Raw genomic sequence first — 17097 nt, forward strand, 5'->3', positions numbered from 1 at the left:
ATGGAAATGGCTAACTACATATGGCAAAGCAGTTGAATGTCGATCCGGCAGAAATCAGTAAATTCGAAGACATGGCTTCCCGCTGGTGGGATCTCGAAGGCGAGTTCAAGCCACTACACCAGATAAACCCCCTGCGCCTTAATTTTGTCATGGACAACGCTGAAGGGCTGTTTGGCAAAAAAGTGCTAGATGTCGGCTGCGGCGGTGGCATTCTTGCCGAGAGCATGGCCATAGAAGGGGCTGACGTGACAGGCTTAGATATGGGCAAAGAGCCTTTGACCGTTGCCCGCCTGCACGCGCTGGAAACCGGCACCAAGCTTGAGTATGTCCAACGTACCGCAGAAGAGCACGCCGAACTGCACCCGCAAACCTACGATGTCATCACCTGCATGGAAATGCTCGAGCACGTTCCCGATCCGGCTTCAATCATTGCCGCCTGTGCCAAAATGGTTAAACCCGGCGGCCATGTGTTCTTCTCAACCCTCAACCGCAACATCAAATCTTATCTGTTTGCTATTGTCGGCGCAGAGCAACTGCTCAAGCTCGTACCCAAAGGTACTCACGACCACGAAAAATTCATCCGTCCGTCAGAACTACTAGCCATGATTGACGCAACCCCGCTCCAAGAGCGCCATATTACCGGCCTCCATTACAACCCGCTGACAGACAACTACTGGCTAGGCAACAATGTAGACGTCAACTATATCGTCCACACCACCAAGCCTGAATAACCATATTTACCGAAGGCCCCATATTGCGGGCCTTTCTTTTATTCATAACTGTGTGTAATGCGAGCAGTTACCCTCCCCCCGAAACATTGCTAACTAGCCAATAAATAACCACAAAAACACTTGTGTTTTGACCTGTCTAATACACATTAAAAATCAAGATTTTTTTTTTACCGACGCAAAATTTCAGGCTAAATTTCTTTTGCAATTTTCTATGATATTGTCACACTTGGGCAAATAGGTTAGTAGGCACTAACTATGATTTATGAATCCCCATGTTATCCACAGCCGGTCAAAAAATACCACCTTGCAATACCCCACCTTCATCACTATCTTGTAACTCAAACAGCTCAACACCCCAATATGTAGTGTTTGATGCATGAGCAGGAAATCGAACAAAGATCGCCCGCGTCACTGAGCTTGTTAGTGAAACTTGCAAAAAACACGATTATTGATGGCTATCTGGGAAAAAGACTAAAAAATGACTCAACAACTCACTGTTACCAAGCGTGATGGACGCAACGAAAATATCGATCTGGAAAAAATCCACCGCGTGATCACTTGGGCCGCCGAAGGCCTAGAAAACGTATCGGTCTCACAGGTCGAACTCAAGTCACATATTCAGTTTTACGACGGAATCAAAACTGAAGACATCCATGAAACCATCATCAAGGCAGCAGCAGATCTGATCTCTGAAGAGTCTCCAGATTACCAATACCTGGCTGCACGTTTGGCTATCTTCCACCTACGCAAGAAAGCCTACGGCCAGTTTGAGCCACCTAAACTTTACGACCATGTGACAAACTTGGTTGAAAAAGGCAAGTACGACCAACACCTGCTCGAAGACTACAGCAAAGAAGAATTCGACGTTATGGATCAGTTCATCGATCACTGGCGTGATATGAACTTCTCCTACGCAGCCGTTAAGCAGCTAGAAGGTAAATACTTGGTACAGAACCGCGTCAGCGGCGAAATTTTCGAAAGTGCCCAGTTCCTTTACGTCATGATCGCGGCCTGCCTGTTCAGCAAATACCCTCGCGAGACACGCCTTGACTACATCAAGCGTTTCTACGACGCGGTTTCGCAGTTCAAGATCTCACTGCCTACGCCGATTATGTCTGGTGTGCGCACGCCTACCCGTCAGTTCAGCTCTTGCGTTCTGATCGAGTGTGACGACAGCCTAGATTCTATCAACGCGACTGCAAGCTCTATTGTACGCTACGTATCCCAGCGTGCTGGCATCGGCATCAACGCGGGCCGTATCCGTGCTCTTGGCTCTGAGATCCGTGGTGGCGAAGCCTTCCATACTGGTTGTATCCCATTCTACAAATACTTCCAGACTGCCGTTAAATGCTGCTCGCAGGGCGGTGTTCGTGGCGGTGCCGCTACCCTTTTCTACCCAATTTGGCACGGCGAAGTTGAATCTCTTCTAGTACTGAAAAACAACCGTGGTGTTGAAGAAAACCGTGTCCGTCATATGGACTACGGCGTACAGATCAACAAACTGATGTATACCCGCCTAATCAAAGGTGAAAACATCAGCCTGTTCTCACCATCAGATGTCCCTGGCCTATACGATGCCTTCTTCGCAGACCAAGCTGAATTTGAACGCCTATATGTCAAGTACGAGCAAGATGAAAGCATCAAGCGCAAGACGATCAAGGCGATTGACCTATTCTCGCTTCTGATGCAAGAACGTGCGTCTACTGGCCGTATCTATATCCAGAACGTTGACCACTGTAATACCCACAGCCCGTTTGACCCAAGCGTTGCGCCAATCCGCCAGTCTAACCTGTGCCTGGAAATCGCACTGCCAACCAAACCGCTGAACAACGTTGAAGACGAAAACGGCGAGATCGCCCTATGTACGCTGTCTGCGTTCAACCTAGGTGCCATTGACTCGCTTGACGATCTGGAAGGACTGGCCGAACTGACGGTTCGTGCGCTAGATGCCCTGCTTGATTACCAAGACTACCCGTTGCCTGCGGCCTACCGTTCAACCATGAACCGCCGTACGCTGGGTGTAGGTGTGATCAACTTTGCCTACTATCTGGCCAAGCACGGTGTTCGCTACTCTGACGGCAGCGCCAACAACCTGACTCACGAAGCCTTCGAAGCCATTCAGTACTACCTACTGAAAGCCTCTGTCGGCTTGGCAAAAGAGCAAGGTGCCTGCCCGGCATTCAACGAAACCACGTACGCACAAGGTATTTTGCCTATCGATACCTATAAGAAGGATATCGACAATATCTGCAGTGCCGAACTGCGCTACGACTGGGAAGCGCTGCGCGAGGAAATCAAGACCCACGGCCTGCGCAACTCAACACTGTCTGCCCTGATGCCTTCAGAGACATCATCGCAGATCTCGAATGCGACCAACGGCATCGAGCCGCCACGCGGCTATGTCTCGGTGAAAGCATCGAAAGACGGTATTCTGAAACAAGTCGTACCGGAATACAGCAAGTACAAAAATAATTACGAGCTACTCTGGAACATTGGCAGCAATGACGGTTACCTTCAGCTAGTCGGTATCATGCAGAAATTCATTGACCAGGCGATCTCCGCCAACACCAACTACGACCCAAGCAGTCAGCCGGGCGGAAAGGTACCAATGAAACTCTTGCTAAAAGACCTGCTAACGGCGTATAAACTCGGCGTGAAAACCTTGTACTACCACAACACCCGTGATGGTGCCTCGGATGCACAAGGCGATGTGGGCGCAGACGACTGCACAAGCTGCAAGATTTAATTTACGACATTATGGCAATGGGAGCTTCGGCTCCCATTGATATTGAGGATACGATGGCATACAGCACTTTCTGTCAAATCAATAACGACCAACTAAAAGAGCCAATGTTTTTTGGCCAGCCTGTCAATGTTGCCCGTTATGACCAGCAAAAATTCGAAATTTTCGAGAAGCTCATTGAAAAGCAGCTTTCTTTCTTCTGGCGTCCAGAAGAAGTGGACGTATCTGGCGACCGCATTGACTACAACAATCTGCCGGACCACGAGCGACACATCTTCATCAGCAACCTGAAATACCAGACCCTGCTTGATTCAATCCAAGGCCGTAGCCCGAACGTGGCTCTGCTGCCTATCGTATCGATCCCTGAGCTGGAAACCTGGATCGAGACGTGGTCGTTTTCCGAGACGATCCATTCTCGCTCGTACACCCATATCATTCGCAATATCGTCAACAACCCGTCAGTGGTGTTCGATGACATCGTGGACAACGAGCATATCCTTAAACGTGCTGGTGATATTTCAAAATACTACGATGATCTGATCAGCGCGACCAACGACTACCACCGCTACGGTGAAGGTTCGCACACGGCAAACGGCGAAGCGTTTACCGTAAGCCTGCGTGAAATCAAGAAAAAGCTTTACCTGTGCCTGATGTCAGTCAACGCACTGGAAGCGATTCGTTTCTACGTCAGCTTTGCCTGCTCTTTCGCTTTCGCCGAGCGCGAACTAATGGAAGGCAACGCGAAAATCATCAAGCTGATTGCCCGCGACGAAGCCCTGCACCTTACTGGCACCCAGCATATCCTCAACCTGCTTCGTACCGGTCAGGACGATCCTGAAATGGTCGAAATTGCCGAAGAGTGCAAAGAAGAGTGCTTCAATATCTTCAAAGATGCTGCCGAGCAGGAAAAAGAATGGGCGGAATACCTGTTTAAAGACGGTTCGATGATCGGTCTGAACAAGAGCATCCTGTGCCAGTACGTTGAGTACATCAGCAACCTGCGCATGGCGGCTGTTGGCCTTGAACATGCCTACCCTGGTGCAACCCAAAACCCAATCCCTTGGATCAATGCGTGGCTGTCTTCTGACAACGTGCAGGTTGCCCCTCAGGAAGCCGAGATCAGCTCCTACCTTGTTGGCCAGATTGACAACGATGTCAGCGCCGATGATCTGGGTGACTTCGAGCTATGAGCCAACTCACCTTCACGGTGAACGGTATTAAGGTACGCGGCAATAGCCGCGAACCTTTGCTGATTCAATTGGAACGAGCAGGCCTGCAACCGGAATACCAATGCCGAAACGGCATGTGCGGCGCTTGCCGCTGCAAGCTTCAGGCTGGCGCAGTCGACCAGCAAGACAGCATGGCGTTCGTTGCGCCCAACGAAGTACTCTCCTGCTGCTCAATCCCTAAATCCGACCTCACCATTGAGTTTGCTTACCAACTCCAGCCATTGCCGCAGACGTTGCAAGTCAACAGCAAATAATACTTGGCGGTTTATTGCTTGATACACATAACGTAATACACGCCATCTTCCACTTCGGTGCCTTCCGTTTCATGCTCAAAGCCCGGGAACTCTTTGTCCCAAACTTCCAAGCACCGCAAATAACCAATCTGCGGGCTCTTACTGTCACCGAAGCTCTCACCTGACATCAGCATCGGAATGCCCGGTGGATAAGGAATAACAGCATTAGCTGCCACCCTCCCCTTGAGCTTATGCGACGGCACCATCTCGACGTGATTATCCACAATTGCTTCGAAAGCCTTACGCGGCGACACTATCGCCTCCGGCAGCATAGAATAGGCGGCATTGAGTTTGTCTGACGGGGTGTGGGTACGCAGATACTGAAACATCCGGTCACCCAAATCTTTCAGGCCAATATCATCGTAAGTATCAGGATAGTCCGCCACCAGCGTAGGTAAAACCTGCTTGAGTGACGTATTGTTATCGTAGTGCTTTTTGAAACTGAGCAGGGTATTAACCAAAGTCGCCCATTTACCCTTGGTGATCCCCATAGAGAACAAAAACATGATCTGAAAATCAGTGGTACGGGTGGGAACAATACCAAAGCGAGTCAGATATTGGGTGACCAACGCAGCTGGCACCCCGCAGTCAAGCAATGTACCATCTTCGCCCATCCCGGGGGCAAGAATACTCACCTTGATCGGATCGAGCATGCACCAATTCTCGGGCATATCCACAAAGCCATGCCACGCATCTCCCGGTTTCATCACCCAAAAGTCTTGAGTGGTCGCCAACAGGTTTGGATCAGCGTCTTCAAACGACACCGATTTACCCGTTTGCGGATCCACAAACGTTTCTGCGTTCCAAGGTTTGAAAAACCAATCGCCATCCATCTCGAATTCACGGTATAACCGCCCCATTGCCTGACGGTAATCCACCGCTTCTTTGATCACCTCTTGTGTCAAAGAATGCCCTCGATTACCGGCCATCTGCGATACGGCAATATCATTGGAGGCACTAATTGCATACAGCGGAGAGGTCGTGGCATGCATCATGTATGCTTGGTTGAAGCGCTGGAAATCAATCTTATCTTTCCCATAACGGACATGGATCCACGAGGCCTGCGACAAAGCATTAAGCAGCTTATGCGTCGAGTGAGTTGCAAATACCGTCGGCCCCTCCCCGTCGTCAGAGGGCTCACCACGCATGGCATAATGATCCTCGTAAATAGGATTGAAACGCGCATAACCGTACCATGCCTCATCGAAATGAAGCCGATTGCTACTTTCACCGAGGATCGCCTGTACTCGCTTGGCGTTATAACACAGGCCATCATAGGTGCAGTTGGTTATCACCGCATAGACCGCCGACTGTTCCGCAAAGCCCTTGGTCAAAGTACTGGCCTCTACCCGCTTGCAAATGGCTTCTGGCTCCATCTGTTCCGGATGAATAGGGCCAATAATACCGTAGCGGTTACGGGTGGGAAGCAAATAAACGGGCAAGGCACCGGTCAACATCAACCCTTGTTCTATCGACTTGTGACAGTTGCGATCGCATATCGCAAGGTCGTTTTCCTTCATGCAGATCTGCATAATGGTTCGATTAGATCCCGACGTTCCCGTCACCAAAGAATAAGACTTATCCGCACCAAAAACACGGGCAGCAAAGGCCTCACTATCACCAAAATACCCGGTATGATCGAGCAGCGAACCCAGTGATCCCCGCTCAATCCCCATGTCAGAACGAAATAGCCCTTCGCCATAGTAACTGTAAAACCGCTGTCCGGCTGGCGTTTTGGTAAACCCCACTCCGCCCTGATGCCCCGGCGCTGCCCATGAGTATTCGTGGACATCATCATACTTCATCATTGCCGACATCAACGGCGGCAAAAGTTGCTCGCGGTAACGCCGCATTGCGGCAACAGCCCGGCCAACAATAAAATCAGCGGTATCTTCTAAAATCCAGGCAAACTCATCAACCCGTGACATCAACTCGCGGCTGACAGACAGAGTGGTGACTTTCCGCTCTGCCAACAGGAAGACAGGCACATTTTGCTGGCGGTGGTTAAGCTTATCGATCAACTGATAGAACTTCTCGTTTTCTTCTGCCTGCTGCCCGGTCATTAACGATGTCAGCATGAAACAATCAATCGCAATATTGGCATTGAGGATCGAAAAACAGTCATCAAACGACTCAGCGGTGGTGATACTTATCCCCTCTTTAGTGAATTCATCGTTCAACCGCTCCAAGGCATTTTCAAGCACACCGGCCTTCAATGTTTCATTGAAAATGAGTACACGCATCTGCTTGCCGTAATTTTTCATAGATTCAAACCCTGTTTATCAGACACAGCACTACCAAGCCGATCGCCATAACCAGCCCGTCTATTTAATGTTTCGCTTGATCGCGGCTTGCGATAAACCCATAAAAGAAATAACCGAGCAGCATAATAATGGCACCGTAATAGACCGAGTCCTTACCGGTGGCATAAGCCCCATAAATACTGTAGAGCACAGCAACAGAACCCAATGCAATGCTGACACTATATTCACGCTGGCCGACATTGCTGCTGCGCAATATAACGCCGAGTGCGGTGAGCGATAAGATATAGGGGATCATGTTAATGAAGACGGCCAAATCAACCAGAATATTGAATTGTTTGAGCAAAGTCGGGGAAATAGTCATTACAGCAAGGGTGATTTCCAACCCAAGCATGATTAACATGCCTTTAAGCGGAGCATCGTATTTGTTCACATCGGCAAATATCTTGGGAAACAGGTGATGTTCAGCAGCTGACTTGGAAACTTGGGCATTAGTGAACTGCCATCCCAACAGCGACCCGACAGAGGCGATAATCGCCATCACTGTGATGATATCGCCGACCATTGGCGAGAACATTTTGGAAAACACCAAACCAAACGGGGCATCTGACTTGGCGAGCTCCGCATTGGGGACTATTCCTTGGATCACTGTGGTCGACGCCACATAGGTAACAGCCGAAAATATAGTTGCCAGCATACAGGCCAATGGAACATTACGCTTCGGGTTCTCTACCGCCCCCGAATTAACCCCTGCCGACTCGATGCCGAGAAACGCCCACAACGTCAATGCGATACCCGATGACATCGCCGTCATTGTCGGCACGTCATGGGGATTCCATGCCTCGGCAAACAACCGGGGATCAAACCAATACCAACCCATGATCGACACCCCGAGTACCGGGATGATCACCCCCCACACCGTTACCGACGATATTCGCCCTGTGATCTTCGCACCGCGAACATTGGCCATCAATGTCAGAATTAAAATAGCCACCACACCGACAAAATTATGAAACGGGGTCAGCTTCAACCACGGTATGAACGTTTCTAGATACCCCACCGTCGAGACAGAAATAGCAACGGCACTGATCACGAGACAAACATAATACGTGTAAGAGGCAATAAAATAGCTGGATTTCCCGTGAGCTCGCTGAGCATAGGCAGACATACCACCGTTTTCTGTACAATACATTCCGCACTTAGAAAACGCATAGGCAATACACAATGCCCCCACTGCGGTGATCCCCCACGCCAGTAGAGCAATTCCCCCTGTTGCCGCCAAGCTAGAAGGCAATAAAATAATTCCAGACCCCATCATATTGACGGTGACTATCGTGGTTAAACCCACCAACCCCATTTTATTGCTTTCAGAACTCATCACTTACCACCCAATCATCAGCTTGAGGCGCAAAGAATATTTCCGCGCCTGATATTCAATCTTGCCGATCAGGAGCACAAAAATAAGTTCCACTAATCTTAGTTAGTAAATTCAACTTCGCCATCTTGAAAAAATGACAGGGGAAATACATAGACCCAAGCAACCTCATTGTTACTTGGGTATGGCTCTTTTACTCGTTATCGATGGCACCTGAAGAATCAAAAGAGGCTATCTGTTGGAGAGATTCATAACGACCAAATACAGGCATACCACACAGATAACGCCGTAGCATGTCTAACGCCAGTGTCGCTATCACAGTACGATAGGATGACTGAGAATATTGACGCTTGCTCGCAACCTGCTGGACCCAGACCGCATCCTTACCCGCCAAGGCAACCGAAACGGCCTCGTGGCGTTTACCGCCAACCACCAAAACAACATCCGCATTAGTCTCTCTTCGGTGAGCTTCTGCCAAGCTAGCGAGATCTTTATCTGTCTTGGCAAAATCGCGTGCAAACCGGCCATCTTTCAGCAATGCAGCACAGGCTTCATCACGATGTAGTTCATTCACCAAGGCACCACCGGTAAACTCTTCGATAACAGACACCGTAATGGCATTTTCCTGCAGCAACCCAGAAATCTCTGACAACATAGGTTGGCCAATACCAACCACATTATCGCCAAGCATTTCAATGATTGTTCGATAAAACGCAGAGACATTTGGGCAATGCTGTGGGGCAAAAACCTTAACCTCGATAAACGGCAGCGCAGATCGGTAGCCAATCACCACGCCTTCCGGTAGCACCAGCGATGACAGAGTCTGGCTGATCCCCGATTCGGACAGACCAAAGGTATAAAGCCGCTGGCAGACTTGGCTCACCACCGAAGGGAACAATGCTTTGAGATAAGGCAGCACCTGATCTTGAACCATTATCTTGAATTCGCTCGGTACACCGGGCGTAAACAGGACAATAGCTCGATTGATCCGCATCACGAACCCACATGCCGTCCCGACAGGGTTGTCCAAGATCTCCGCCCCCTGTGGCAACAATGCCTGCTTGAGATTGGTCTCCGGCATCTCACGTCCCATACGGGCATACTTGGCCTCCATTTCGGCCACCCAATGTTCCGACAGCTCCAGCCCGGTATTGGCTGCCATTGCAGCAGCCTGCGCCGTCAAATCATCGCTGGTGGGGCCCAGCCCGCCATTAACCACAACGATATCGGCTGTCAGGCTACAGTGCTCTATTTCCCGTGCCAGCCCATCTAGCTGATCGCCGACGGTTGTCCTGCGGCTCAGCGCATAGCCTTGTTCGAAAAAGAGCCGGGACAGCCAGGCTGCATTAGTATCGGTAATATCCCCGTGCAATACCTCTTCGCCGGTACTGATCATCGCCACGTTCAGCATACGATTTCCTTTGTCATTATCCTCCCCCCCATCATACCCACTCATCACACGCAGGACACCCACTGGTTTCATCTCGTTTCCGAACCACTGAATTCAAACACCTTACAACTAAAAATGTAAACTTATGATTACACCAAAATAAACATAAGTTGACAGTGAAAAATGATGCAGTTAATGTAGCAAACCAGAGGCAGCAAGGATTAGCGCCGCCAATCACAATCATCTGACTATAGAAGTAGTATAAGTATGGAAAAATACACTGTTAACACCTGCTATCGATAGCCGCAATGGCTACCGAGTGTAAACATTAAATTACACATATCGTGCCATTGTGGCCTTAGTTTCTCAGCGGGAGTTATCACAGGTATCTGCACATCCTCCCAAAACCACCTATTTATATCGGGAACCTATTTCCATGGCGATGAACAAAACCTTCGGCAGTATGCTTATTATTGCCGGCACCACTATCGGCGCGGGCATGCTAGCCCTGCCTCTTGCCTCGGCCGGGCTCGGCTTCGGTACTGCGACACTTATCATGGTTGGCCTATGGCTGCTGATGACCTACACCGCCCTGCTGATGCTTGAGCTCCACCAGCACGCCGAGCAAACCGCAACGCTCAACTCGCTGGCCTATAAACTGCTTGGCCGCAAAGGTCAGAGCCTTGCCAGTTTTGCTGTTGCCTTTTTGATGTACTCGCTGTGTGCCGCCTACATTGCCGGTGGTGGCGACCAGCTCAATGACAAGCTCACCCATTGGGCAGGCCTTTCAGTAACCCCGCAGTTCAGCGCCCTGCTGTTCACCGTGATCATCGCCACGATTGTCGCGGTTGGCACCCACTCGGTAGATATCGTCAACCGGATCCTCTTCAGCCTCAAACTTATTGCTTTGGTGGTGATGCTGACGTTGATGATCCCCAACGTAGATGGCCAACATCTGGTTAGCATGCCTGTTGAGAAAGGCCTGGTGATCTCAGCCCTGCCTGTGATTTTTACCTCATTTGGTTTTCACGGCAGTATCCCGTCAATTGTTCGTTATGTCGGGCTAGATATGCGCGCACTGCGGAAAATTATGATTGTCGGCTCATCAATGCCATTGATCATCTACATTTTCTGGCAACTCGCCAGTCAAGGTTCCATGAGCCAATCTGCATTGATGGCCAGTGGCAACCTGGGGAGCTTTATAGCGACTCTGAGCCAAGTGCTGCACAACCCCATGATTAGCAAGTCGGTATCGATCTTTGCCGATCTGGCACTGGCAACCTCGTTCCTCGGCGTAAGCCTTGGCCTGTTCGATTTCATTTCTGACAGCTTCAAGCGCGATGCCCACAAGCATGGCCGTATTCACACTGCCCTGATCACCTTTGTACCGCCACTGGCATTTGCCCTGTTCTACCCACAAGGCTTTATCATGGCACTGGGGTTCGCAGCCATCGCCCTCGTTATACTGGCTATCTTCCTGCCAGTAGCTATGGTCAGGGTTCAGCGAAAAACGTTTTCAGAGCACCAGCAAAACTATCAGGTGTTCGGTGGTACAGCGGCACTTATCGTCGCCGTCGGATTTGGTATTGTGATCATTTCTGCACAGCTGCTGCAAATGGCTGGCCTAATCCCTGCAATTGGATAAAAAAACAGCCTCCAAACGATATTAAGTCATAGGAAGCTGCTTATTGATTACATACAAAACACATTAAATATATTCACTTACGATAAAACAAAATAATTTATGATTCCTAGCGATTAAAATCACTAGGAATCATATTATTTTTCAGTGATACTCTCCGCCTTTCTTTTTCTGTCCACCCCTGAACAACTGCGGAGCGTATTTTGCGCACTTCTTTTCTGTCATCTTTTTTTGTCAGCTGTGCAACCCTTAGCGCACCAGCTTACGCCTGGCACGGTGAAACCGATTTCTATCAATATGAGAGTCAAGGCACTTTCCTAAACTATTACGCACCAGACTCTTTATTAGTATCGTCTCACTCGGACATAACAAGTCGCTCTGCTGCCAATAGTGACCGACAGGCCGACAGCCACTCGATCAATACACTTCCGATGCACTTATCTGTCGCACCGGAAAAAGACTGGGATTACCTGCTCAGCCAGTCATATACCATTCTTGGGCTCAGTTTTGCTACGGTTGGCATGATGACCCTGCTCCCAGAAAGCGTGACCAATTGGACGGATGAAGATCGCAATCTAGGCAACCTTGGCAGCAAGTGGTGGGATAACGTCAGCGCGGGGCCGGTCTGGGACCATGATGACCACTACCTCAACTACGTCATGCACCCTTACTTCGGTGGTGTGTACTACACTGCCGCACGTCACTCTGGTTTCAACGAATGGGAGTCATTCCTGTACTCGGCGACCATGTCGACCTTTTTCTGGGAATATGGCGTAGAGTCTTTCGCCGAAGTGCCGTCTATTCAAGATATCATCGTCACACCACTGTTTGGCGCTGCCGTCGGTGAATGGATGTTCCAGACCGAGTTGGAAATCACAGCCCGTGGCGGAGAGGTAATGGGTTCAAAAGCCCTCGGGGATGTCAGCCTGTTTCTGCTCAACCCTGTCGGCCATATCCATTACTGGGTCACTGACTGGTGGGCTGGCGATGCCGATGTCAGCTTTACTTACAAACCATGGTTCGGCAACACAACAGCGGCCAACTTCGCCACAGACGCAGGTATCCCCTACGACAGGCAATTTATTGGCCTAGAGTTGAAGCTCGCTCTGCAGTAATACCACTTATCGACTGCCGGTCGGATTAACCCCTTGTTTCACCGGCAGTCAACAACATTATTTACCTTTTTAAGCATTCGTGAATTGGCTTCACGATTCCCCCACTTTTATAAACAACCTACACCGTTTTTTACTTATAATAATTATAATTATGACAATAAGTTAATAAGCGTTGGTCATGAATCATACCTTTTCTCCCTTCGAGTATTTACAAGCTCCGATATGGGTCTTTGATGTTCACCATAAGCGCATACTTTGGGCAAATTCCGCAGCATTACCGCTGTGGGAGGCAAAAACCAAAGAAGAGCTATTGTCCCGCGACCTCAGCCTTGATATGTCTGAAGCCGTGAATGCCTTGCTGCACAGTTACCTAAACCGGTTCGATGCTGGAGAAAGCATTCGTACTTGGTGGTACTTTTCGCCAGAAAATATCCTTAAAAAAACACTCTGCCATTTTTCCGGCTACCCGCTTGACGATGGCCGCAAGGCGATGTTGGTCGAAGTCATAGCCGAAGAATCAACCCTGCGCCGGGATCTTGCCTTCTCCAGCTCATCAAACCTTGCCTTACTGTTTGGCGAAAACGGCAAGCTAATTAGTACCAACCGCACATATCAACACAATTTCGGCGATCAGCTGACCGATCTCAGCACTTTTCTCGGTGACCATGAACTGGCCTGGCAATGGCTAGACGAAATCCGACATGGAACCCCCATCACCACCCAGAAGCTATGCTGGACTGGCAGCAACCACAATTGGTTCGATATAGAGGGAAAGTGGCTGGAAGACAAAAACCAACTACTGCTCAATCTGGTCAATATCAGCAAAGACCGGGAGAAACTACAAAAGGCAACCTACAATGCCGAGCATGACTACCTAACTGGCCTACTTAACCGCCGCGGCCTGACAAATGCCATCTTGGAACAACAGCACATTCAACGAGGCTACAGCCTGCTATTCCTCGATATCGACGGTTTCAAATTGGTCAATGATACCTACGGCCATGCCATCGGCGACAAACTGCTTCGAGCCATTGCCATCCGCCTCAAAAACGAAATCAAAAGCCGGGGCTTGCTGGCGCGCTTCGGCGGCGATGAGTTCATTGTCCAAATCGAACACCGCTACAGCAGCGATACAGCCCTATTTGCCAAGCAGCTGATCCGAGCCCTCAATCGACCTTTTCACATCAAAGAAGTTGGCGAGCTCTCTATCGGTTGCAGCATCGGGATGTCAGACTATCCGACCGATACCAAAGATATCGAAACCCTCATCACCCAGGCTGACATGGCCATGCACCGGGCGAAATTACGCGGCCGCAACCGCAGCCATTATTTCTCACCGGATATGGCCGATGCCCTTTACCGGAAGATGACCCTGCGCCACCATTTGTCACTCGCCCTTGAGGCCGAATCCTTCGAGCTCTACTACCAGCCTATCGTTGATCTCAAGCACGGCAAGCTCAAGGGCTTCGAAGCGCTGATCCGCTGGCATGACGAAGTGCTGGGACAAATATCCCCCTCGGAATTTATCCCGCTGGCTGAAGAAACCGGCCAAATCGTCCCGCTTGGGCGCTGGATAATGAAGACAGCCTGCAAACAGCTAGCCAAATGGCGCAAGCGGTATCCTGAGCTGCCGCCTTATATAATGAGCGTCAACCTTTCCCGGGCTCAACTGCAATCCAGCCTTGCCCCAACTATCGAGAGCATTCTCCGTCGCTACTGCATTCCCCCAGCGCAGCTGGCCATCGAGTTGACGGAATCGGCGATGCTGCAAGAATTCGATGATGCCAAGCAGTGCCTTGAAGATCTCGCCTCGCTCGGGCTAGAGTTGTATCTGGATGACTTCGGCACGGGGTATTCGTCACTCTCGCAGTTGCAGGATCTGCCAATCAGCACGGTGAAGCTAGACAAGAGCTTCGTTCAGGGGGAGCACAAAAGCAGTCAGGCCATCGTCGAGGCCACTCAGGCCATCTGTGAGAAACTCGGCTTGAAGGTCGTCGCCGAAGGTGTCGAGACCCTCGAACAGCTCCATTACCTGCAACGCAACCACTTTGACTACTGCCAAGGCTATTACCTCGGACGGCCGATGCCAGCGGCGATCCTCGAGGAGCGCCAGTTTCAGTTGCTCAACTCTGTAATAGCATTCGAATAAATGTGCCCATTTATCCTATAAATCATCCTATGGATAAAGGGTGAACCCTCACACCAACCAAACAAAAGGCCCGATTCATGACTGAACCGGGCCTTTTGTTTGCGAGCATCACTCTGTCTCAAACCCAATAAGGGGAAACACCCTGCCAAATAGCAATCACTCCGGAAACCGAACACAAGAGCAACAAGGCATAGCGCAGCCATTCAGCTTTGATGAGATGCTGAATACGGTAGGCAAACAGCGTTGCAAGAACCGGTGCGGGCATAATCAACATCCCATATTTGAAATGCCACCAACTAAAATGGCCAGTAAACGTCAACGCCACCAACGACAATACGCAGCTAAAGGCAAAGTATCCGGCCAAATTAGCACGCAGCTTCGCCGCCTCGGCATGCTGCAGTACCAATGCCATTGGCGGCCCGCCGATAGACGTTGAGGTCCCCATCAAGCCTGAAGCAAAACCGGCCCAAAATAGCGAGGTGTTCGTCGGCTTGATCCGTATATTGAGTAAACTAATCGCCACCGCCAGCAAAACGCCAATCCCCAACACAAGTGCTAGCGACTGCGAGGAAATATAGAGCAGCAACCATCCGGCAATCATCGTTCCGGGCACCCGCCCGACAAATGCCGCTCCAAGACCTTTAATTGAAAGCATCGCTCGGTACTGCCACATGTTAATCAAAGCCAGTACCAACCCAACCAAGGTAATTGTCCCGGGAACAAAGCGCGGTTCGAAGAAATACACTATCGGCGCGGCGACAATCGCCATGCCAAAGCCAACCGTACTCTGAACAAAACAACCGGCGGCTAACGCCAGGGCACAAAAAACCAAGGTTTGGGTATCAATCACTCAATTGCTTCCGTTCTGCGTGAATCATAATATTGCGAGGTGTCATCGGCTTATCGCAAAATGTTCCGATCGTGACTGCATATCCGGCATCCTCCAGAAAACAGGCCCGATCATACACCAACCACATTTCCAGTGGCCGGCGGAAAACCTGACGCAACAGCTCCAGGCGCTCAACCCAATGGTAACGCTGCTCGCCGCACTGTTGCCAATAACGGTAATCAAGGGATTGTGGCAGTGTTATGCCCTTCTTCTCAGCCGCCCAGCGGCAGAAACCTTCAAATCCGTCGTTAAACAACGCTTTCTGGCAATTGGGGACCGGCAAATAGCGCTCTTCGCCCAGAAGATCACGCTGGAGGCTATCAAACCCCAAACGATAGCTCACCTCGACAAAGCGGAGGTTGCGTACCCGGTTCCCTGCCGTTACCGTTTCTTGAAGCGGCAATTTGAGATCGAGCTTAGATAATCGCAACACGCTCTGCTGGCCCAAGGCTGACATCGGCTGGTACTCTTTATCGCGGATCAAATGATAACAGCACGGCGAGATACTCACCGCCTGCCCCTGCTTGGCCGCGACTTGCTTGAGCAAGGAAACGTGCAGGTCACCACAGGCATGGAGGGCAACGGCATGTTGGCGAGAAACGATATAGGCACTGCTCTCCTCGGCAAACGCATCGCCTTGGACAAAGGTCATCGGCAACCCCAAGCGCTTGGCCGCCACAGCACCGTCATCACACAATGCCTGCTGCCATTCAAGGCTGGTCACCGGGGTCTGGTGTGTCGCCGACAGCACCCGGCCAAGATAGCCTTTGCCCGAGCACCATTCCAACCACGGCAAACCCAGCTGGGGCATCACGCCATTAAACGCCAATAATTGCTGCCATTTGCGGCCGGGGATCCCGGTATCGATTCCCCTTGGCGGCAAGCGATCCACTTTCTCGAGCATGGTAAGCTGACTCGCTGCCTGCAAATCCACGACCTGCGGGATCCACTGGGACAGCTTATCAGCCAAGGCTTCGGTATCAGCCAAGTAACCGGCCAGCGCGTGCTCATCCAGCCCCATCAGCCATTGGCACAACTCTGGATACTGCGCCTCCCAGTTAGCATAGTCGGCAGAAAACGGCATAAACTGCCAGAACTCACGGGTTTCGGCCAGTAAACGGTCAAGGTGGCTAAATTGCTCGGAATACATCTGGGACTCTTGATGATATGGGAAAACACGCCATTCTATCGCCAAGAACCAAAGAACACATCCGAAATTGGCACAATCAACAAGCCCTCACCGCAGGGCACCGTTCTTGCCCCTCCCTGACTGAGCGCAC

Annotated in this window: 12 protein-coding genes; 7 read left to right on the forward strand and 5 right to left on the reverse strand. The window is 50.5% G+C overall.

All coding sequences use genetic code 11. From position 1 onward, the window contains the following. The first annotated feature begins 20 nt into the window (after window positions 1–20). The 4 genes from ubiG (at window position 21) to yfaE (ending at window position 4957) form a co-directional block, all read left to right on the forward strand. Window positions 21–731 carry a bifunctional 2-polyprenyl-6-hydroxyphenol methylase/3-demethylubiquinol 3-O-methyltransferase UbiG gene (gene ubiG / locus ACSF8X_RS12650; RefSeq protein ID WP_047877201.1) on the forward strand — a complete coding sequence of 237 codons (711 nt, stop codon included), beginning with the start codon at window positions 21–23 and terminating at the stop codon, window positions 729–731. A gap of 478 nt (window positions 732–1209) precedes the next feature. Beyond that, window positions 1210–3477 (forward strand): class 1a ribonucleoside-diphosphate reductase subunit alpha, encoded by a 2268-nt coding sequence (gene nrdA, locus ACSF8X_RS12655; RefSeq protein WP_500850140.1) that lies wholly within the window; start codon window positions 1210–1212, stop codon window positions 3475–3477. A 53-nt stretch (window positions 3478–3530) separates the two neighbouring features. Next, the gene (gene nrdB, locus ACSF8X_RS12660) at window positions 3531–4664 is read left to right on the forward strand and encodes a class Ia ribonucleoside-diphosphate reductase subunit beta (RefSeq protein WP_047877203.1); all 1134 of its coding nucleotides are present in this window, start codon (window positions 3531–3533) and stop codon (window positions 4662–4664) included. Beyond that, a complete protein-coding gene (gene yfaE, locus ACSF8X_RS12665; RefSeq protein ID WP_500850141.1) occupies window positions 4661–4957 on the forward strand; it encodes a class I ribonucleotide reductase maintenance protein YfaE in 297 nt (98 codons plus the stop codon). The genes nrdB and yfaE overlap by 4 nt, the downstream gene beginning before the upstream one ends. An 11-nt stretch (window positions 4958–4968) precedes the next feature. Here yfaE and adiA read toward each other — a convergent pair whose 3' ends face one another. The 3 genes from adiA to ACSF8X_RS12680 form a co-directional block, all read right to left on the reverse strand. Beyond that, window positions 4969–7260, reverse strand: a complete 2292-nt coding sequence (adiA, locus tag ACSF8X_RS12670) for an arginine decarboxylase (RefSeq protein WP_500850142.1) — start codon at window positions 7258–7260, stop codon at window positions 4969–4971. 64 nt (window positions 7261–7324) lie between these two features. Further along, window positions 7325–8635, reverse strand: a complete 1311-nt coding sequence (gene potE / locus ACSF8X_RS12675) for a putrescine-ornithine antiporter (protein WP_500850143.1) — start codon at window positions 8633–8635, stop codon at window positions 7325–7327. A 190-nt stretch (window positions 8636–8825) separates the two neighbouring features. Then, window positions 8826–10115 (reverse strand): CinA family nicotinamide mononucleotide deamidase-related protein, encoded by a 1290-nt coding sequence (locus ACSF8X_RS12680; RefSeq protein WP_500850144.1) that lies wholly within the window; start codon window positions 10113–10115, stop codon window positions 8826–8828. 343 nt (window positions 10116–10458) lie between these two features. On the opposite strand from ACSF8X_RS12680, the gene tyrP reads away from it, so the two are divergent. The 3 genes from tyrP to ACSF8X_RS12695 all read left to right on the forward strand — a co-directional run bounded on the left by tyrP (window position 10459) and on the right by ACSF8X_RS12695 (window position 14928). Next, a complete protein-coding gene (gene tyrP / locus ACSF8X_RS12685) occupies window positions 10459–11667 on the forward strand; it encodes a tyrosine transporter TyrP (RefSeq protein WP_047877205.1) in 1209 nt (402 codons plus the stop codon). Between the two features lie 200 nt (window positions 11668–11867). Continuing rightward, a complete protein-coding gene (locus ACSF8X_RS12690; protein ID WP_500850145.1) occupies window positions 11868–12779 on the forward strand; it encodes a DUF3943 domain-containing protein in 912 nt (303 codons plus the stop codon). A gap of 178 nt (window positions 12780–12957) precedes the next feature. Continuing rightward, window positions 12958–14928 carry a putative bifunctional diguanylate cyclase/phosphodiesterase gene (locus ACSF8X_RS12695; RefSeq protein WP_500850146.1) on the forward strand — a complete coding sequence of 657 codons (1971 nt, stop codon included), beginning with the start codon at window positions 12958–12960 and terminating at the stop codon, window positions 14926–14928. Between the two features lie 118 nt (window positions 14929–15046). On the opposite strand, the gene ACSF8X_RS12700 is transcribed toward ACSF8X_RS12695, so the two are convergent. Together ACSF8X_RS12700 and ACSF8X_RS12705 are read right to left on the reverse strand one after the other, a co-directional pair. Beyond that, a complete protein-coding gene (locus ACSF8X_RS12700) occupies window positions 15047–15778 on the reverse strand; it encodes a sulfite exporter TauE/SafE family protein (protein WP_338048455.1) in 732 nt (243 codons plus the stop codon). Further along, window positions 15771–16967, reverse strand: coding sequence for a methyltransferase (locus ACSF8X_RS12705; protein ID WP_500850147.1), 1197 nt, complete (start codon window positions 16965–16967; stop codon window positions 15771–15773). Before ACSF8X_RS12705 ends, ACSF8X_RS12700 begins: the two co-directional genes overlap by 8 nt. Window positions 16968–17097: the final 130 nt, after the last annotated feature.

It is taken from the genome of Photobacterium panuliri (assembly GCF_059920555.1).